The organism is Bradyrhizobium sp. SZCCT0231 (assembly GCF_018130245.1).
Taxonomy (GTDB): domain Bacteria; phylum Pseudomonadota; class Alphaproteobacteria; order Rhizobiales; family Xanthobacteraceae; genus Bradyrhizobium; species Bradyrhizobium japonicum_F.
This window is the reverse complement of the sequence record NZ_JAFCKP010000017.1, coordinates 132213-150149: the sequence shown is the minus strand read 5'-3', so window position 1 is coordinate 150149 and position 17937 is coordinate 132213. Positions and strand designations below refer to the sequence as shown.

The window sequence follows — 17937 nt, the reverse complement described above, 5'->3', positions numbered from 1 at the left end:
TCTCACCCCTCACCACGCACCATGGTGTAGAAATCAACCTTCGTCGCGGCGGTCTCGGCCGCCGCCTGCTCGCGCTTGACCATAAGCCGCTCGCGCAACGGCGCGATAACACTACGCTCGACGAGCCCACCGAAATCGCGGGACTGCACCAGCGCATCGCACAGCGCGATCAGCCGCGCCTTCTCACCGTCACGGCCGAGCGTGTAGCCGAACCCGACCTCGCCGCTCGCAAGCCGCACCGCGGCGCGCGACACCGTGGCTTCGCCGAGATTGAACGGCGCGCCGTCGCCGCCGACCCGGCCGCGCAGCATGACGAGCCCGTTTTCGGGCGTGCGCAAATCCTGATGGGCCGGCAGAGTGAGATCGCGGAGGCGAGCGGCGATCTCGCCCGCCTCCGCGTGCGCCAGCACCGCCATCGCGGCCTTGCGCTGGGCTTGCTGGGTATTGTGCTGGGTCACCTGGTCCACCGAGCCTTCTACAGAACTTGCCGCATCGAAGTTGTCTATGATAATAGACAACTTCATACGGATGCGCCATGACTGTTTCGTGACAATGATGTGATTTTCGGGCTAGGCTGACCGACGACATGAGCATGCAGGACACAGCCTCTTCGGGCGTCGCGCTGTGGCGCCTCGTCGCCGACGGCATCGAGCGCGGCATCGCCGACGGCCGCTTTGCCGCGGGCGACAAGCTGCCGGGCGAGATGGAGATCGCCGAAACCTATCGCGTCAACCGCCACACCGTGCGGCGCGCGCTGGCAGCCCTTGCCGAGCGCGGCCTCGTGCGCGCCGAGCGCGGCAGCGGAACCTATGTCGAGGCGCAGAAGCTCGCCTATCCCTTGCGCTCGCGCACGCGTTTCTCCGAGATCGTCGGCGCTGAGGGCCGTGAGCCGCATGGCCGGCTGATCGAGGCGACCGGTGACGTCGCGACGCGCGAGCTCGCGCGGGAGCTGGGATTGAAGACCGGCGCGCCCTTGGTGCGGATCGAAGCGATCCGCCTCGCCGACCGCACGCCGATCTGTGTTTCCACCACATGGCTATCGGCGGACCTGTTTCCGGATGCGGGCGCCGTGTTCGCGGCGACGCGCTCGATGACGAAACTGCTCGCACATTATGGCGTGCGCGATTATCGCCGCGGCGCGACCCGAATCACCGCCGGCATCGTCGACGCCACCGACGCCGCACGGCTCGATCTGGCGCTGGGGCGGCCGATCCTGGTGGTGGACGCCACCGACCACGACCTCACGGGCAAGCCGCTGGTGACGAAGCACTCGCGGTTTGCCGCGGAGCGGGTGGAGTTTCTGGTGGAGTCGTAGGGGACCCTCTCCACAAAACCGGAGCCGTAGGGTGGGCAAAGGCGCACTTGCGCCGTGCCCACGATCTTTCTCGATCAGTAAAAGTGGTGGGCACGCTACGCTTTGCCCACCCTACGGCACCTGCGATCAGGCCGCCGCCCTGCGCCCGATGATCGCAAAGCGCAGCTTGCCGGAGATGAAATCGATCGCGGCGACCGCGACCAGGATCATCAGGATCAGGAACGATACCTTCTGCCATTCCAGCACGCGGATCTGCTCGGCGAGCTGAAGGCCGATGCCACCGGCGCCGACGATGCCGATGATGGTGGCCGAGCGGGTGTTGGATTCGATGAAATAGAGCACCTGCCCGGCGATCACGGGCAGCACCTGCGGCAGCAGGCCGAAGCGAATCTCGTGCAGCGCGCTGCCGCCGGAGGCGCGGATGCCCTCGACCTGCTTCTGGTCGGCACCTTCGATCGCCTCCGAGAACAGCTTGCCGAAGGCGCCGAAATCCGACACCGCGATGGCGAGCACGCCGGCGAACGGACCGAGGCCGACCACGTTGATCCACACCAGCGCCCAGATCAGCGTGTCGACGCCGCGGATCGAATCGAGGAAGCGGCGGATCGGGAAGCGCAGGATGTTCGACGGCACGATGTTGCGCGCGGCCAGCAGGCTGACAGGCAGCGCGAACACGGCAGCCAGCGTCGTGCCGAGCAGCGCGATCGACAGCGTCTCGCCGAGCGCCTTCAGATAGACCGGCAGCGACGAGCCGGGATCGGGCGGGATCATCATCAATGTGATCCAGCCGAGCTGGCTGAGGCCGGCGAAGAAGCGCGACGGCGAGAAGTCGAGATCGACGAGCCCGTAGATGAGGATCGCGAACGCCGCGACGATCATCGCCGGCGTCGCGAGCCGCGCCGAGGCCGGCCGGTCGAACACGTCGGGGTAGCGCGCGCGAATCTGCGCGGCATCGACTTCCTGCGGCTTCGTCACGCCCGCGCCTCCTTGCCGAACAGGCGGCCGCGCAGCCAGCCGGTGGTGATGTCGATGATGAAGACCGTGACGATGATGGTGAGCAGGATGGCGCTGACGTCCGAATAATAGAACTTGCGGATGGCGACGACGAGCTCCTGGCCGATGCCGCCGGCGCCGACAAAGCCCATCACGGAGGCTTCGCGGACATTGATCTCGAAGCGCAGCAGCGCATAGCTGGCATAGCCGGCGGTCACCTGCGGCACGATCGCAAAACGCATGCAGGACAGCCAGCTCGCTCCGGTCGAGCGGATACCCTCGACCGGCTTCATGTCGGCATTCTCGACGATCTCGGAGAACAGTTTTCCCAGTGCGCCGGTGGAGTGGATCGCGATCGCGAGCACGCCTGCCATCGGCCCGAGCCCGAATGCGATGACGAAGACCAGCGCGAAGACGATGCCCGGGACGGTGCGGGCGAATTCGAGCAGGCGCCGCACGGTAAAGCGCAGCCAGGGCGCCGGCGAGGTGTTCTCGGCCGCGAAAAAATTGAGGCAGAATGCGAAAGTCGCGCCGATCAGCGTGCCGACATAGGAGATCAGCAGCGTCTCACCCAGCATCTTCAGCCATTTGCGCCAACCCCAGAACCACTCGCCGACATCGGTCCAGACCCGCTGGCCGTTGTCGAGGGTGAGGATGCGGTCGAAATAGCTGATGAAGTTGCCGAAATAGGTGAACAGCGTGCGCAAATTCACTTCGGCGCCGATCGCGGCGAGAACCAGCGCGGCAGCAAAGATCGCGGCTCCCAACAGGAGACGAAGCCGCCTGCGCGAAACCGCCTGGCGATAGGCAGCGTTGAGCACGGCGAGCTGCTGCTCGGGGAGGATCGAAACCGCTGTCGTCATCGCTCGAAACAGGTCCCGTCAAAGAAAGAGCCGGGTCCTTGGGACCCGGCTCAGGTGCATCGTCCCGAAGACTCAGGACGCCTTCTTTTTACGCAGCGCGTCGACGAACTTGATCAGCTCGATCGTGCCATCCCAGTCCTTGGTGGTGGCGGGATGAAAACCCTTCTTCTGGCCGTCGGACAGACGATCGAACGCGGCCTTGTCCTTGGCCGGCGCGTCGAAGAACGCCTTGGCAATGGCGGCCTTGGCGTCTTCCGGCAGGTCGGAATTGTAGGCATAGGGCCCGTTGATGATCGGCGCCGACTTGTGGATGATGCGGAAATCGTCCTTCTTCATCGCCGAGCCGTCGGCGTTCTTCAGCATGCCCTTGGTCAGCATCTGCGCCAGCGTGGAATCGTCGTCGCTGGTCCACTGGTTGGCGGCGACGTCGACCGTGCCCTGCGCCAGCGCCAGCATCGCGTTCTCGTGGCTGCCGGTGAAGACGACCTTGCCGAAATAGCCGTCGGCATCGTGGATGCCCATCTTGTCGAGCTCGAAGCGCGGCACGTTGTTGCCGGAGGTCGAGTTCGGGTCGACGAGGCCGAGGTTCTTGCCCTTGAGGTCATCGACCTTCTTGTAGGCGTTGCTCGCCTTGACGAAGAACACCGAGTAATAGCCGGTCGAGCCGTCGGCGTTGATGTCGTTGGCGAAGGCGTCGGTCTTGACGCCGGTCAGGCGGGCGCGGGCGAACGAGGCCGAGCCGTAGCTCGCGATGTGGATATTGCCGGCGCGCTGGCCTTCGATGACGGCGGCATAATCGTTGGCGATGCGCAGCGTGACCTTCACGCCGAGCTCCTTGGAGAGATAGCTCACGAACGGCGCCCAGCGCTCGGTGACGCCGGAGGCGTTCTCGGCCGGGACGACCGCGAAGGTCAGCTCGGGATATTTGGCCTTCCAGTCCTCAGCGGAGGCCGAGGCGGTGAACGCGAGCGCGGCGGCGCCGGCAAGAACTAGTCTGCGAGTGAACATGATACCCTCTTCATCGGTTGGGGTCGGTTGACGCAATACTGGCAACAAAAGATGCGGCGCGGCTCAGGCGGCCGCGGCCGTTCCGAGCGCCGGCACGCCCTCGGGCGCGGGGACAGGCATGCCGCCCATGACGTCGGCGGCTTCGAGATCGTAGAGCTCGCGCGCGACGTGATCGGTCAGCGCGGACGGCGCGCCGTCGAACACCACGCGGCCGGCGGCCATGCCGATCAGGCGGTCGCAATAGGTCCGCGCCAGATCGAGCGAATGCAGGTTGCAGAGCACGGTGATGCCGAAATGCTTGTTGATGCGCAGCAGCGCATCCATCACGATCTTGGTGTTGCGCGGATCGAGCGAGGCGATCGGCTCGTCGGCGAGGATGATATCGGGCTGCTGCACCAATGCGCGGGCGATCGCCACGCGCTGCTGCTGACCGCCGGAGAGCTGGTCGGCGCGCTGGGCGGCGAGCGAAGCGATGTCGAACTGCTCGAGCGCCGACATTGCCAGCGCCTTGTCCTGCTCGGGCCAGGTTTGCGACAGCGAACGCCAGGCGGGCATCGTCGCAAGGCGCCCCATCAGGACGTTGGTGAGCACGTCGAGCCGGCCGACCAGGTTGAACTGCTGGAAGATCATCGCCGAGCGCGCGCGCCACTGCCGCAGCTCCTTGCCGCGCAGCAAGGTGACGTCGACGCCGTCGAACAGGATGCTGCCCCCGGTCGGGGTCACAAGGCGGTTGATGGTCCGCAGCAATGTCGACTTACCGGCGCCGGATCGCCCGATCACACCGACGAAGCCGCCGGGGGAAACTTGAAACGAAGCGTCGTCCACCGCGGCTTTTGCGCCGAAGCGACACGTCAGACCATCCACCACCAGCATGCAGGGCTCCAGAGTAGCTGGAGCCAACCGCTAACGTCCATGCTTAACACTTGTGTGACAGCGCCGCTGCAGTGCGGCGATCCTGCACACCTCATCCCCTGTCATCTCGGCGTCATGACATCGTCATCAAGCCGCTCGAAGAGAAACGCCCGCCCTCGCACTTCGGATGCAACATGGCCGCCAAAGCCCTCTCGGTTCAGCCGACCATCGATCCCTCGGCCAAGCTGCATGACACCAGGCTCGGCGCCTATACCGAGGTCGGCGCGCGCACGATCCTGCATGAAGTGACGATGGGCGACTACTCCTATGTCGTGAACAATTCGCAGATCACCTACAGCACCATCGGAAAGTTCTGCTCGATCGCGGCGATGACGCGCATCAATCCAGGCAACCATCCGATGCACCGCGCGACGCAGGCGCACTTCACCTATCGTTCCAGCGCCTATTTCGAAGGCGAGAGCGACGATGCCGAGTTCTTCGACTGGCGGCGCCAGCATCACGTCCATATCGGCCATGACGTCTGGATCGGCCATGGCGCGATCGTGCTGCCGGGCCGCAACATCGGCACCGGCGCGGTGATCGCCGCCGGCGCCATCGTCACCAAGGACGTGCCGGCCTACACCATCGTCGCCGGCAATCCGGCCCGCATCGTGCGGCGGCGGTTCTCGGAGGAGATCGCCGGGCGCCTCGCGAAGCTCGCCTGGTGGGACTGGGATCACGACAAATTGCGCGAGGCGCTGCCCGATTTCCGCAGGCTCGGGATTGAAGATTTTCTGTCGACATACGAAGCACGGACGAGCTTTCTCGCCAATTCTCCCAGCAAACGAAGCGCGGTCGCGTGACAGACATTTTTCTCGAAGGCGGCCGGGCCCTGATCGGCGCCGAGCTCGTCGAAGCCTCGCTTCTCGTGTCCGGAACGGACATTGCAGAGGTCGATGCTTCTTGCGGCCGTGCGCGGCTGGCGATCGATGCCCGCGACCTGCTGGTGCTGCCCGGCATCGTCGATCTGCATGGCGATGCCTTCGAGCGGCAGATGATGCCGCGCGCCGGCGTCGATTTCCCGATCGATGTCGCGCTCGCCGACAGCGACCGCCAGGCGATCAGCAACGGCATCACCACCGTCTTTCACGCCACGACCTGCTCCTGGGAGCCAGGCCTGCGCAGCGCCGACAATGCACGTGGCCTGATGGAGGCGATCGAGCGGCAGCGCCCGCAATTCGCTGCCGACACCCGCTTCCATCTGCGCCACGAGACCTACAATCTCGACGCCGAGGCCGAGATCGCCCAGTGGCTCGCCGAGGGCCGCGTCGACCTGTTCGCCTTCAACGACCACATGGACGGCACCGTCGCTGACATGGCCAAACCGCGCAAGCGCAACCGCATGGTGGAGCGCACCGGCCTGTCGAGCGAAGAATTCGACCGGCTGGTCGAACGCGTGATCTCGCGCGCCGACAAGGTTCCCGCTTCGGTGTCGCGCCTGGCCGCTTCTGCCCGCGCGGCGGAGGTGCGGATGCTCTCGCACGATGACGCGACGCCGGCGATGCGACGGGAGTTTCGCGAGCTCGGCGCTGACATCGCGGAGTTTCCGATCAACGAGGAGACGGCGCGGGCGGCAGCGAGCCACGGCGATGCCATCGTCTATGGCGCGCCGAACGTCGTGCGCGGCGGCAGCCACACCGGCTGGACCAGGGCCTCCGACATGATTGCCAAGGGGCTCTGCTCGGTGCTGGCGTCGGACTATTATTATCCGGCGCAGCTGCTCGCCGCGTTCCGCCTCGCGGCCGATGGCGTGGTGCCGCTGGCAGCGGCCTGGGATTTGGTCTCCGCCGGCCCGGCGCGCGCGACCGGCCTCACCGATCGCGGCCTGCTTGCGGAGGGACGCCGCGCTGACATTCTGCTCGTCGACGACAGCGTGAAGCTGCGGCCGCGGCTGATCGCGGTGATCTCAGGCGGCAAGCTCGTGCATCTCACCGATGCGACGCGGCTGCTCACAGCGATGGTCGCGCCGCGCGAGGCTGTCGTCGCGGCCTAAATTGGTTATGCTCGGGCGATGACAGGTTTTCCCCGCTACGCAATCTATTTTGCCGCAGGCCGCGACAGCGCCCTCTCCCGCTTCGGCGCCGGGCTGCTCGGCTACGACGCCTATTCCGGCGACGAGGCGCGGTTTCCGCACGAGGCGCTGCAGATTGCACCGGACTGGCACGACGTCAGCGCCGATCCCCGCAGATACGGTTTTCACGGCACGCTGAAGGCGCCCATGGCGCTGGCATCAGGCAAGACCGAGGCCGAACTGATCGCCGCCTGCACGATGTTCGCCGGCAGGGCGCGGCGCCTTCCAGTGATCCGCCCCGTCGTCGATACAATCAGCGGCTTCATCGCCGTCATTCCTGCCGAGCCGGTCGATGCGCTACAGGAGCTCGCCGCCGACAGCGTTCGGGATTTCGACGCCTTCCGTGCGCCGCTGACGGCGGAAGACCGCGCGCGGCGGAAGCCCGAAAAACTCAGCGAGCGACAACGCGACTATCTCGACCGCTGGGGCTATCCTTACGTCATGGAGGAGTTCCGCTTCCACATGACGCTGACGGGGCGGCTGGATGTGGAGCGGCGCGGGCCGATTCTGCAGATGCTGCGGGAGCAGTTTGCGGCGCTGAAGCTCGATGCGCTGACGGTCGACCGCATTGCGCTGTTCAAGCAGGATGATGCCAGGGCAAGATTTCGCATCATCGGCGAATGGACTTTGGCACTGTAGACCTCAGCGCCAGCTCGCAAGATTGAAGGCGAGCGCCACCGCACCGACCAGAACGAGGCTGATCGCCCAGACTACATCCAGATTGAACCAGCTTCGCGAGACGAACTTCAATCCCAGATAGCGGTAGACGAGCCAAGCCAGACATCCGCCGGCGCTGACCATGGCGGCAACGTGCACCAGGGACACCAGCACCGCCATCCCGACACTCGCCTTCATCAGCGCGCCCGCCGCCTTGTGTCCGGCGTCGAGCTCGAAGGCCTGGCAGAGCCCGAGATAGATCGGCACGAGCATCAAGGCGGCGCCGTGAGCAATGGCGACGGCAAACGACCAGAGCACCAATTGCGTCGGCGGAATTCGTGCCAGCGCGCGCGGATGGCGCCGGTCGATCAGCCGATAGACGCCAAAGCCGATGACGACAAGGCTCGCGACCAGCTGGATCGGACGCTGCCACTGCGCCAGCACGAGCAGGAATGCGAATGGCAGCAGCACGAGAAGCGTTGCGAGGAGATGTCCCGCCGCCAGAGCCCACAAGGCGCGGAAGAGCGCGCGCGGGCTCTTGTCCATGAGCCCGGCCGAAACGGCGAGCGGCCAGCCCATGCCCGGATTGACGCCGTGGTAGAGACCGCTCGCAACAAGCGCGAGCCAGAGCCAGCCGAGGGTCTGGCTCGCGTACATCCCATCTAGACCGACGGGTAGCAAAAGGAGTCCGTCGAACAATCGCCGCCCTCGAGCCTGATCTGGTGCGCACGATATCCGTCGGGGAAGCTCACGAAATAGTCCTTGTCGAGCTCGAGGCCGCCGTTGCGACCGACATTGGCCATGACCTCCGCGCCCGGAACCCCGTCGGGATAGAACTGGTCGTCCCAGGTGGAATAGAGCGAATTGGTCCAGTACACGCGCTTGCCGTCGCGGCTGATCTCGACCATCTGCGGACCGGCCGCAAATGCCTTGCCGTTCGGATGCGGCGTGCGGCGCGCGATGCCGCCGATGTGGACCGAGCCAGCATGCTGCGGCTTGCGCGGATCACTGACGTCGTACTGACGCATTTCACCGGTGCCCCAGCACGAGACATAGAGGAATCGGTCGTCCATCGACAGGTCGATGTCGGTCACCAGCGGCGGCACGGCGCCAAATCCCTGCAGCAGCGGCGGGAGCTTCTCCTTGGGCGCGGGCTCGGGAGGGATCGTCGCCGTCTTCTCGGCATGGAATTTCCCGCCGTCGCGCCACCAGGTCCAGATCGACGCTTCGAGATTGGTGGTGTCGACCACGACGCCGACGAAGCCGTATTCGCGAACCGGATCGTGCGCTGGCCGCACCTCCAGCGCCATCTGATGATTGGCGCCGAGGTCGATGGTCTGGACGTTGCGACGGGCGCGAAGGTCCCAGAAGTGGAGACGATGGCCATATTTGTTCGCAAGCAGATCTTCCGGAACGATCCCGTTCTCGAACTGCGGCGGCAACGCCCATTCGCTCGTCACCATGTAGTCGCGCGGCAGATTCCACCAGAAATCATAATGCAGCGTCTGCGGACCGCGGTCGATCTCCCATCGTCCAAGAACCTCGAACGTCTCGCAATCCATGATGAAAACACCTGGAGGTCCGTTGGTGCCGTCCTTGCCGCCGCCGCCCAGCGTGCTCACGTAAATGCCGTCCGGCCCGCAATGGATCGTATGCGGCCGCGAGTAGCCGGTCTTCTTGAAGACCTCCTCTGGTTCGATGATCTTGTGGATCTTGGCTTTCGTCGGATCGGGCTTGGTGTCGATGATGTAGATGCGCGACGAGCGCAGTCCGGGGATGATGAGATAGCGCCGCTCGATGAAGGCATGTCCGGCGAGCGGCGACAGGGCGGAGGAGCAGGCATTCCAGCCGAAGTGATGAAACTCGTCGCCCTTGTTGGGCATCGTCACGGTGTGGACGATCTGGCTATAGGTCGGCGATCCCGGCTTGACGTCGATGACCGCGAGAGCATCCGGCTTGGAGAAATCCGGACTGAGCAGCAATGTGTAGGCAAAGTTCTCCGCAGGTGCTTCCATCGCAAGCTTGGGCGATGCGTGAAAGGTGGGATCCGGCCTCATCGTCATGGCACTGCCTCCCTGTTCTGTCGGTTCGCGCCAACCTGACTCGGGATAACGGCATAATGAAGAGGTGTTCGACGTGTCGAGATTGCTCCGCAGGCCAGTTGGCGAGCGTACAATACGCCACCGCCGGGCTATGGGAAACTGGCGGAATCGCGCTAATTCGACGCCCTACAGCCGAAATGGGCAGACCCCGTCATTGCGAGCGAAGCGAAGCAATCCAGACTGTCTCCGCGGACACATTCCTGGATTGCTTCGCTTCGCTCGCAATGACGATGGAGAGACTTACTTCCCCCACCGCAGCGCCAGCGCGTCGCGCTCCTTGGCGAGCTCGAGCAGGCCCGCGCGCGTTGCCGGATGCAGCGGCTGGAGCGGATGCCGCACCGTCTCGGACTTGATCACACCGCCGGCCTGCATCATGACCTTGCAGGCGATCAGGCCGCATTGGCGGTTCTCGTAGTTGATCAGCGGCAGCCAGCGCTCATAGGCCGCCTTCGCCTCCTCGCGCTTGCCGGCGAAATAGGGATCGATGATCTGGCGGATGCCGTCGGGATAGCCGCCGCCGGTCATGGCGCCGGTGGCGCCGGCGTCGAGGTCGGCGAGCAGCGTGATCGCCTCCTCGCCGTCCCAAGGACCCTCGATGTCCTTGCCACCCGCCTCGATCAGGCTGCGGAGCTTTGAGGCCGCGCCGGGAACCTCGATCTTGAAATAGCGGATGTTGGAGAATTCGCGCGACAGCCGCGCCAGCAGCTCGACCGACAGCGGCGTGCCGGCCACCGGTGCGTCCTGGATCATGATGGGAATGTCGATCGCGCTGGAGAGCACGCGGAAGAATTCGACGATGCCCTTCTCCGGGACCCGGAAGGTCGCGCCGTGATAGGGCGGCATCACCATCACCATGGCGGCGCCAGCAGCCTCGGCCTGCTTGCTACGCGCGGCGCAGACGGCGGAGCTGAAATGGGTGGTGGTCACGATCACGGGAACCCGGCCCGCAACATGTTCCAGCACCGCATGCATCACGGTTTCGCGCTCGGCATCGGTCAGCACGAACTGCTCGGAGAAGTTGGCGAGAATGCAGAGACCGTTCGAGCCGGCATCGATCATGAAATCGACGCAGCGGCGCTGGCCCTCGAGGTCGAGCTCGCCGCGCTCATCGAAGATGGTCGGCGCGACCGGGAACACGCCGCGATAGGGGCGCTGGGCCTTGTGGTGTGGCGTGACCGGCATCGAACTCTCCATCCCTGATATATCTTACGTCTGTCTCAGCGCTCGCGGAGCGAGGCGCCACAGATTTACCCGCCACGCGGACCGGCGGCAATGCCCGCGCGACGTTGGATGGAGGGACCAAGCGAAGTTTATGCGGTCTTCACCGCTCCCAAAAAGCCTTCGACCGCGACGCGGAGACGGTCGGCGTCGGCGGACATCTTCTTGACGGACTCCGACAGCACCGTGCCGGCGTTACCAGTCTCCTGATTGAGCCTCGCGACGCTGCCGATGGTGTCGGTGACCTCGCGGGTGCCTTGGGCTGCCTGCTGGAAATTGCGCGAGATCTCGGTGGTGGCCGCGCGCTGCTGCTCGACGGCGGCGGCAATCGCCGTCATCTTCTCGTCGATGCCACCAATGGCGCCGCCGATCGAGCGGATCGCGGCGACGGCCTGGCCGGTGGCCCCCTGGATCTCCTCGACCTAGCGCGAGATCTCTTCCGTCGCTGTCGCCGTCTGGGATGCGAGGCTCTTGACCTCGCCCGCGACCACGGCGAAGCCGCGCCCGGCCTCGCCCGCCCGCGCGGCCTCAATGGTGGCATTCAGCGCCAGAAGGTTGGTCTGGGCGGCGATCGCATTGATCATCTTCACGACCTCGCCGATGCGGCTTGCGGTCTGATCGAGGATCTCGACCGTCGCGTTGGTCTGCTCGGCCTGTGCCACGGCCTCGCGGGCCTCGCGCGCGCTCGACTGTACCTGCGCGGAGATCTCCCCGACGGATGCAGAGAGCTCCTCGGTCGCGGCCGCGATGGTCTCGAGATTGTTGGTGGCTTGCTCGGCCGCGGAGGAGACCGCGGCGGTCTGGCTGCTTGATTCCAGCACCAGCGAGCGCACGCCGGTCGCGGTGGCGTCGAGCTCCCGCGTCGAGGCCACGACACTCTGGATGACCGCCTGCACGGCATCGTCGAAGCTGCGGCAGGCCGCATCGACGGTGCCGGACCGGGCGAGCTGAAGCGCCTGCTGCGATTCGCGTTCCCGGCCGAGCCGGTCCGCGGTCGCCGCGCTCTCGCGCAAGCTTTCGAGCGCAGCAGCCATGGTGCCGAACTCGTCGGGATGCCGGGATTGCGGAACCGGCGTCGCATAGTCGCGCGCGCTGATGCGCGCGATGGCATCGAGGATGGCGCGCACCGGGCGCATGAGGCGATTGCGCACCACGAACACGCCGGCCAGGGTCACCGCCAACGCAAGCAGGAACGCGAAGGACTGCACGATGAGATTAGTCAGGGCCTTCGCCTGCACGGTCTCGGCGCGCGCGATCGACAGGTCGAGCGCCTTGTTGGCGATCGCGACGATGGGTGCGAAGGGCGACTGGCACAGCGCGTTCCATTCGGAGGCGGGCATCGCCGGACGGCCGCTGCCGTCGAAGTTCTTGGTCAGATCGCCGATCTGCTTGAGCACGCCGTCAGTCTTGGCCTTCGCCTCCTTGGCCGTGTTGACGAGGTCGGCCGGCACGTCAGGCGCAGCCAGCAGTTCCTCCATGCCGGTCCAGCCGGCGGTGACGATGCCGTTCCAGCCGGCCACGGTCTGCTTCTGGGCCTCGTCGAGAGGCTTGGAGTTGTTGACGTTCGGGCGCAGGGTCGAGCACTGGATGCCGTAGCGATCACGCACCTGCCAGGCGAGGCGGCGGGCCTGGATCATGCGGGCGATGTAAGGATCGTTCATCCAGGCGCGGTTCGACACCGCGGTGGACGCGAGATTGGCGGTCTCGATCACCTTGGTGACCGCATCGTACCAGGGCGCGGTACGCTCCAGCTTGCGCTCGGCGCGCGGCAGCTTGGCCTCGTCATAGAACAACTGGAATTTTGGTGCGGCCTCACTCCAGCGCTGCTTCAGCGTGCTGGCGAACTCGTCGCGGCGGGCGAATTCGACGGTGGAGAGCGCGGCGCTGATGGCGTCAAAGCCGGCCTGCTCCGCCTTCTCGGCAACGCCGAGCTTGGCGCGCGGATCGTCCTCGCCGAGCAGGGCGCTCTGGGCATCGCCACGATTGCTGCGCAGGGCAACCACGCCATGGAAGATCGACTTGTCGGCATTCGCGAGCCGCTCGGTCTCCAGACTGTCGCTATAGCGGCCGAAAGCCCCGACCATCTGGATGGCCGTGCTGGTCAGTGCGCCGGCCGCCAGCAGCGTCATCAGGACCAGGAGGAGCGTGCTTACCGATTTCTTAAAAATGGACATGGGTCGAGGGACCTAACTCTCAGGAGAGGTCCACCTTGCACCGCCACGTGCCAATGTTTCGTTAAGGTTTGAGTTGAATCGAAGCGATCCAACCTGCACGCATTCGGAATACTATCCTATCCTGGTGAAATCCGGCGGGCGGCGTTCCGCAAACGCCGTAAACGCCTCGCGCGCCTCGGCTGTGCGCAGGCGCTGGGCGAACTGCTCACCCTCGGCCTGCATCTGCGCGACCAGCGCCTCTCCGTTGCGCATCAGCCGTTTGGTCGCGATGAGGGCACCGGCCGGCTGGCGGGCGAGACGCTGCGCGAGGGCAAGCGCCTCGGCTTCGAGCTTGTCGAGCGGCACCACGCGGTTGGCAAGGCCCCATTCCAGCGCCGATTTGGCAGGTACGGTCTCGCCGAGCGCGAACATCTCGTAGGCGCGGGCGTGGCCGATGCGCGCCGGCATCAGCAGGCTGGAGGCGGCCTCCGGCACCAGCGCGAGGCTGACGAACGGCGTCGACAATTGCGCGTCGTCGGCCAGCACGACGAGATCGCAATGCAGCAGCATCGTGGTGCCGACGCCGACGGCACGGCCCTGCACGGCTGCGACCAGCGGCCGGGTGCAGCGCGCCAGCGACTGGATGAAGCGCACGACGTTGCGGCTGCCTTCGGACTTGCCGGCTGCGACCGCAGCGAACTCGCCGACGTCGTTGCCGGCGGTGAACATGTCGCCCTCGCCGCGGATCAGGATCACGCGAGCGGACGGATCGAACTCGGCGGATTCGATTGCGTCGGCGAGCTTGCCGTACATCGCATCGGTCAACGCGTTCTTCTTGTCGGGACGCGCCAATGTCAGGGTGAGAATTCCGCCGTTGCTCTCGATCCGGACGTGCTCGGTCATTCGTCTGCTCCGTGTTATTCGTCTGAACTTCTTGGAAACTTGTCCTGAATGCTCGTCAGCCAGCGTGCGACGACGTCGATTTCCGCAGCCGTGAATCCTTCCGTCAGCGCCGCGTTGACCTCGGCCGCACCGGCTTTCGCCTGCGCCAGCGCGGTGCGCCCCTTCGGCGTCAGCCAGATGCGAAAGGCGCGGCCATCCTCGCGGTCGGCCCGCCGCTCGATCAGCTTGGCAGCCGCCGTGCGGTCGACGAGGCCGGAAATGCCGGCCGGGCCAAGATCGAGCGCCGCGCCGGCCTCGCCGATCAGGACGCCTTCCTGCTTGCCGAGGATGAACAGCAGTCCCGCCTGCGCCGGCGTCACCTCGCTCTCGGGCTGCGCCGCCATCCAGCGCTGCAACCGGCGGTGCGCGACGCTCAGCAGATAGATCAGCCGATGGTGTCTCGCGCCGGCCGCTTTATTTCGCATGCGAAATACATAACCGGGCGCGAGACGGTTGTCAAACGAGCGGTTTCGCTACGGCGCGCAGGTGAAACTCGACGCCTCCGTGACCGGCCCATTCTTGTAGTGCGGCCAGGCGGGCCAGCGGCAGAGCGGCATCGCGCGCGTCACTGCAAACGACGGCGCCTCGACCTTCTGCTCGCTGACGTCGAGGTCGCCGGGCGCCTTGCCGTTCTCCGCCCAGTCGACCAGCACGCTCAGCATGTCGACATTGGCGGGCGCGCCGGAGCCGACGTGGTCGACGCCGGGCGCGGTGTAGAGCCGCGCGAACTCCGCGGTCTCGGCCTTGCCCATCTTGCGCTCGACACTCTCGAAATAACGGATGCCGGCATAGGGACTCTGCGCGTAGTCGGCCATGTGCTCGAGCATGATCAGCCGGCCGCCCCGTGCGCGGAAACGGCTGAGATCGGGATCGGTCGAGTCCATCAGGCTGGAGACCTCGAGCAGCCGCGCCTTGTGGTCCTCCGCCTTGTAGGTGGTCACATCAAGCTTCGGATCGCGCGCGAACACATATTGAATGCCGCCGGCGCCGTAGATCCAGGCGATGCCGTTGTTCGGCGCAGGCGGCTGCGCCGGCGGTGCGGTGCCGAGCCACCACGAGACCCAGCCGCCGGTCGGCCCGATCGCCGGCGTGTCCTCGCCCGACACGCCCCAGCCCGGATAATCGTCGAGGCCATTGGCGAGCGTGAACGGGAATTTGTAGGTCGCGTGCAGCGTGTTGATCGCCTTGATCTGCGCATCGGTGAGACACTGATCGCCGCTCTTGCCCGCCGCGCAGCGCAGCGTCTCGACCTTGAACGCCGCCTTGCAGGCGACGGGATCCTGCACCAGCGCATCGTCGGAGCCGTCGGCCTTGTCGCAGGCCGCGCGCACAGCGTCGGCGACGAGCTTGACCTGCGCCGGGTTGATCCAGCCCTCGCCCATGGTGACGAGGCCCGAGCGCGTGCCGGCATGCTGCAAGCCGACCCAATTGATGACGGGCACGCGGGCGAAGATGCCGTCGAAATCGTCGGGATAGCGCTGCGCCATGGTCAGGCCTTCACGGCCGCCTTCGGACGAGCCCATGAAGTACAGCTTCTCGGGCTTCTTGCCGTAGGCGCGCTGCATCAGCGCAACGGCAGCGTCGCGCACCTTCTTGTAGGCGCGATGGGCGAAATTCTCGAAGGCCTCGTCGTTCAGCGCGAAAAGCTGCGGCGGCTCGCCCGGCCTGGATTCGTGGCCGGAGTCCGTGCCGTAGGTGACGAAGCCGCGCGCGAGCGGCGACGGCTTGTCGAAGGGATAGGCTGGCGGCAGCGCAAGGCCGGTGATCAGCACACCATTGAAACCGCCGCCGCCATACTGCAGCGAGCGGCCGTTCCATTCGACGGGAAGGTTGACCTGGAATTTGATCGGCGGCGCCTTGGGATCGGCGGGGTCGATATGGCCGAGCACCTTGCAGAAGCGCGGATTGGCCGGCGCGATGCGCCCGGACGGGGTCGGCCCACGTTCGGCGACGGCGAGTTGCGAGGATGCCTGCAGCGTCGCGGAATCGATCCTCACGGCATCGGCCCCGCCAACGAGGCCCTTGCAGACCGTGTCCGCATCCTCCGCCAATGTCACGGCGAACGCGGCGTCCGCGCTCAACGCAGCCGCCGTTCCCACGAGCCATGCGCACAGCTTCGCCCTCGTCAGAGTCATCGTTTCCACCCGGCTTTGTTGTTTGTTCGATCTGTCAGGAGGCCGCATTGAATGCGACCTCCCGACTGCCGTCAACAAGCCTCTAGTGCTCGAACACCAGCCGCGCGCCGACGGTGCCGTCGAGGGCGCGGATCTGCTGGAGCAGTTCGCCGGAGTCCTGACCACCGAGATCGGCGTCGAGGACGACATAACCGAGGTCGCCGGCGGTCTCCAGATATTGCGCGGCGATGTTGATATCGCGCTGGAGGAAGACCTCGTTGAGCCGCCGCAGCATGCCCGGCACGTTGCGATGGATATGGCTGAAGCGCGCGCCGGAGGGGCGAAGATGCAATTGCACTTCGGGGAAATTCACCGCGCCCATGGTCGAGCCGGTGATGAAATAGTCGACCAGCTTGCGCGCGACCTCGCCGCCGATCCGCTCCTGCGCCTCCTCGGTCGAGCCGCCGACATGCGGCGTGAGGATGACGTTCTCCAGGCCCTGCACCGGGCTCTTGAAGCGTTCCGCATTCGACGAAGGCTCGACCGGAAAGACGTCGATGGCCGCGCCGGCGAGATGACCGTCGCGCAAGGCGCGCGCGAGCGCGTCGAGATCGACCACGGTGCCGCGGCTGTTGTTGATCAGGAACGAGCCCGGCTTCATCGCCCGCAGCTCTTTCTCGCCGATCATGCCCGCGGTCTCCGGTGTCTCCGGCACGTGCAGGCTGACGACGTCGCTCTGCGCCAGCAGTTCCTCGAGCTTCTCGACCGGCTCGGTGTTGCCGTGGCGGAGCTTGTCGGTGCGGTCGAAATAGATCACGCGCATGCCCATGGCTTCGGCCAGGGTCGAAAGCTGCGAGCCGATATTGCCGTAGCCGACGATGCCGAGCGTGCGGCCGCGCACCTCGCGGCTGCCGGTCGCCGACTTGTCCCAGCCGCCCGCATGGGCCGACACCGAGCGCGGGAAGATGCGCCGCAGCAGCATCACGATCTCGCCGATCACGAGCTCGGCGACGCTGCGCGTGTTGGAGAACGGCGCGTTGAAGACGGGAATACCGCGCTTGCGCGCCGCCGAAAGATCGACCTGGTTGGTGCCGACGCTGAAGCAGCCGACCGCGAGAAGCTGGTCGGCGGCCCCGAGCACCTCATCGGTGATCTGGGTGCGCGAACGGATGCCGAGCAGCGACACGCCCTTGAGCGCGCGCCGCAGATCCTCGCCGTCCAGCGCCTTGGTCAACCGCTCGACATTGGTGAAACCCGCGCTCCTGAACAGGTCCACGGCACTGTCATTGACGCCTTCGAGCAGCAGCGCCTTGGCGCTTCGCTCAGGGCTTTGGCCTGGGGCTGACATGGAATCTCCGTAAGTCACAGCTTTGCCGCAGCTCATAGACCGTGGAGGATGTGCAGCACAATAGGGGTCGGATACGGGGAGAAGATGGCGGGGTAGATATGCTTGGCACCCCTGCTAGTTCCGTCATCCCTGCGCAGCGGCGAAGCCGCTGTCGCTGGAGGTGCGAGTGGCGCGATCCTTGGCATCGCGCCGGGAGCCTCGAAGGATGAACGGCCCCGATGCAGCCGGGCCGTCGCCCTTC

The 17937-nt window shown here is 65.9% G+C and carries 16 protein-coding genes and 1 pseudogene; 4 read left to right on the top strand and 13 right to left on the bottom strand.

Annotated elements, in window-relative coordinates; genetic code table 11:
• Positions 1-2 precede the first annotated feature (2 nt).
• A complete protein-coding gene (gene phnG, locus JQ566_RS29065) occupies positions 3-467 on the bottom strand; it encodes a phosphonate C-P lyase system protein PhnG (protein WP_212378779.1) in 465 nt (154 codons plus the stop codon).
• A gap of 119 nt (positions 468-586) precedes the next feature.
• Here phnG and phnF point away from each other — a divergent pair, with 119 nt between their 5' ends.
• Complete coding sequence (gene phnF, locus JQ566_RS29060) at positions 587-1315, top strand: phosphonate metabolism transcriptional regulator PhnF (RefSeq protein WP_212378777.1); 729 nt, start codon at positions 587-589, stop codon at positions 1313-1315.
• Between the two features lie 126 nt (positions 1316-1441).
• On the opposite strand, the gene phnE (JQ566_RS29055) is transcribed toward phnF, so the two are convergent.
• The 4 genes from phnE (JQ566_RS29055) to phnC all read right to left on the bottom strand — a co-directional run bounded on the left by phnE (JQ566_RS29055) (position 1442) and on the right by phnC (position 5052).
• Positions 1442-2290 carry a phosphonate ABC transporter, permease protein PhnE gene (gene phnE / locus JQ566_RS29055; RefSeq protein ID WP_212378775.1) on the bottom strand — a complete coding sequence of 283 codons (849 nt, stop codon included), beginning with the start codon at positions 2288-2290 and terminating at the stop codon, positions 1442-1444.
• A complete protein-coding gene (gene phnE / locus JQ566_RS29050; protein ID WP_212378773.1) occupies positions 2287-3171 on the bottom strand; it encodes a phosphonate ABC transporter, permease protein PhnE in 885 nt (294 codons plus the stop codon). The genes phnE (JQ566_RS29055) and phnE (JQ566_RS29050) overlap by 4 nt, the downstream gene beginning before the upstream one ends.
• A 72-nt stretch (positions 3172-3243) precedes the next feature.
• A complete protein-coding gene (gene phnD, locus JQ566_RS29045) occupies positions 3244-4179 on the bottom strand; it encodes a phosphonate ABC transporter substrate-binding protein (protein WP_212378771.1) in 936 nt (311 codons plus the stop codon).
• Positions 4180-4242: 63 nt separating this feature from the next.
• A complete protein-coding gene (gene phnC / locus JQ566_RS29040) occupies positions 4243-5052 on the bottom strand; it encodes a phosphonate ABC transporter ATP-binding protein (RefSeq protein ID WP_212378769.1) in 810 nt (269 codons plus the stop codon).
• A gap of 173 nt (positions 5053-5225) precedes the next feature.
• Here phnC and JQ566_RS29035 point away from each other — a divergent pair, with 173 nt between their 5' ends.
• From JQ566_RS29035 to JQ566_RS29025, 3 genes are read left to right on the top strand one after another with little or no spacing between them, the layout of a single operon-like run.
• The gene (locus tag JQ566_RS29035) at positions 5226-5894 is read left to right on the top strand and encodes a transferase hexapeptide repeat family protein (protein WP_212378767.1); all 669 of its coding nucleotides are present in this window, start codon (positions 5226-5228) and stop codon (positions 5892-5894) included.
• Positions 5891-7084, top strand: coding sequence for an alpha-D-ribose 1-methylphosphonate 5-triphosphate diphosphatase (locus tag JQ566_RS29030; protein WP_212378765.1), 1194 nt, complete (start codon positions 5891-5893; stop codon positions 7082-7084). Before JQ566_RS29035 ends, JQ566_RS29030 begins: the two co-directional genes overlap by 4 nt.
• Before the next feature lie 18 nt (positions 7085-7102).
• Positions 7103-7801 (top strand): DUF1045 domain-containing protein, encoded by a 699-nt coding sequence (locus JQ566_RS29025; RefSeq protein WP_212378763.1) that lies wholly within the window; start codon positions 7103-7105, stop codon positions 7799-7801.
• Positions 7802-7804: 3 nt separating this feature from the next.
• Here the strand turns inward: JQ566_RS29025 and JQ566_RS29020 are convergent, their stop codons facing one another.
• The 8 genes and pseudogenes from JQ566_RS29020 to serA form a co-directional block, all read right to left on the bottom strand.
• Positions 7805-8476: a hypothetical protein gene (locus JQ566_RS29020; RefSeq protein WP_212378762.1), complete on the bottom strand. Its 672-nt coding sequence runs from the start codon at positions 8474-8476 to the stop codon at positions 7805-7807.
• A gap of 5 nt (positions 8477-8481) precedes the next feature.
• On the bottom strand, positions 8482-9882 hold the full coding sequence (locus JQ566_RS29015; protein ID WP_212378760.1) for a selenium-binding family protein: 1401 nt from the start codon (positions 9880-9882) through the stop codon (positions 8482-8484).
• Positions 9883-10161: 279 nt separating this feature from the next.
• Positions 10162-11103, bottom strand: coding sequence for a dihydrodipicolinate synthase family protein (locus tag JQ566_RS29010; protein WP_212378758.1), 942 nt, complete (start codon positions 11101-11103; stop codon positions 10162-10164).
• 128 nt (positions 11104-11231) lie between these two features.
• Positions 11232-13313, bottom strand: a pseudogene (locus JQ566_RS29005) (methyl-accepting chemotaxis protein).
• Between the two features lie 111 nt (positions 13314-13424).
• Positions 13425-14195 carry an enoyl-CoA hydratase gene (locus tag JQ566_RS29000; RefSeq protein ID WP_212378756.1) on the bottom strand — a complete coding sequence of 257 codons (771 nt, stop codon included), beginning with the start codon at positions 14193-14195 and terminating at the stop codon, positions 13425-13427.
• Positions 14196-14209: 14 nt separating this feature from the next.
• Complete coding sequence (locus tag JQ566_RS28995; RefSeq protein WP_212378754.1) at positions 14210-14659, bottom strand: MarR family winged helix-turn-helix transcriptional regulator; 450 nt, start codon at positions 14657-14659, stop codon at positions 14210-14212.
• A gap of 48 nt (positions 14660-14707) precedes the next feature.
• Positions 14708-16369, bottom strand: a complete 1662-nt coding sequence (locus JQ566_RS28990) for a tannase/feruloyl esterase family alpha/beta hydrolase (protein ID WP_212378752.1) — start codon at positions 16367-16369, stop codon at positions 14708-14710.
• Between the two features lie 82 nt (positions 16370-16451).
• Entirely contained in the window at positions 16452-17696 is a 1245-nt protein-coding gene (serA, locus tag JQ566_RS28985) for a phosphoglycerate dehydrogenase (RefSeq protein WP_212378750.1), read from the bottom strand.
• Positions 17697-17937: the final 241 nt, after the last annotated feature.

Bases quoted from the DNA above. Each gene is read 5' to 3' on its own strand.
- JQ566_RS29025 (WP_212378763.1), top strand. From the start codon at position 7,103: ATGACAGGTTTTCCCCGCTACGCAATCTATTTTGCCGCAGGCCGCGAC.
- JQ566_RS28995 (WP_212378754.1), bottom strand. From the start codon at position 14,659: ATGCGAAATAAAGCGGCCGGCGCGAGACACCATCGGCTGATCTATCTG.
- serA (WP_212378750.1), bottom strand. From the start codon at position 17,696: ATGTCAGCCCCAGGCCAAAGCCCTGAGCGAAGCGCCAAGGCGCTGCTG.
- JQ566_RS28990 (WP_212378752.1), bottom strand. From the start codon at position 16,369: ATGACTCTGACGAGGGCGAAGCTGTGCGCATGGCTCGTGGGAACGGCG.
- phnC (WP_212378769.1), bottom strand. From the start codon at position 5,052: ATGCTGGTGGTGGATGGTCTGACGTGTCGCTTCGGCGCAAAAGCCGCG.
- JQ566_RS29035 (WP_212378767.1), top strand. From the start codon at position 5,226: ATGGCCGCCAAAGCCCTCTCGGTTCAGCCGACCATCGATCCCTCGGCC.
- phnF (WP_212378777.1), top strand. From the start codon at position 587: ATGAGCATGCAGGACACAGCCTCTTCGGGCGTCGCGCTGTGGCGCCTC.
- phnD (WP_212378771.1), bottom strand. From the start codon at position 4,179: ATGTTCACTCGCAGACTAGTTCTTGCCGGCGCCGCCGCGCTCGCGTTC.
- JQ566_RS29010 (WP_212378758.1), bottom strand. From the start codon at position 11,103: ATGCCGGTCACGCCACACCACAAGGCCCAGCGCCCCTATCGCGGCGTG.
- JQ566_RS29000 (WP_212378756.1), bottom strand. From the start codon at position 14,195: ATGACCGAGCACGTCCGGATCGAGAGCAACGGCGGAATTCTCACCCTG.
- JQ566_RS29015 (WP_212378760.1), bottom strand. From the start codon at position 9,882: ATGACGATGAGGCCGGATCCCACCTTTCACGCATCGCCCAAGCTTGCG.
- phnE (WP_212378773.1), bottom strand. From the start codon at position 3,171: ATGACGACAGCGGTTTCGATCCTCCCCGAGCAGCAGCTCGCCGTGCTC.
- JQ566_RS29020 (WP_212378762.1), bottom strand. From the start codon at position 8,476: ATGTACGCGAGCCAGACCCTCGGCTGGCTCTGGCTCGCGCTTGTTGCG.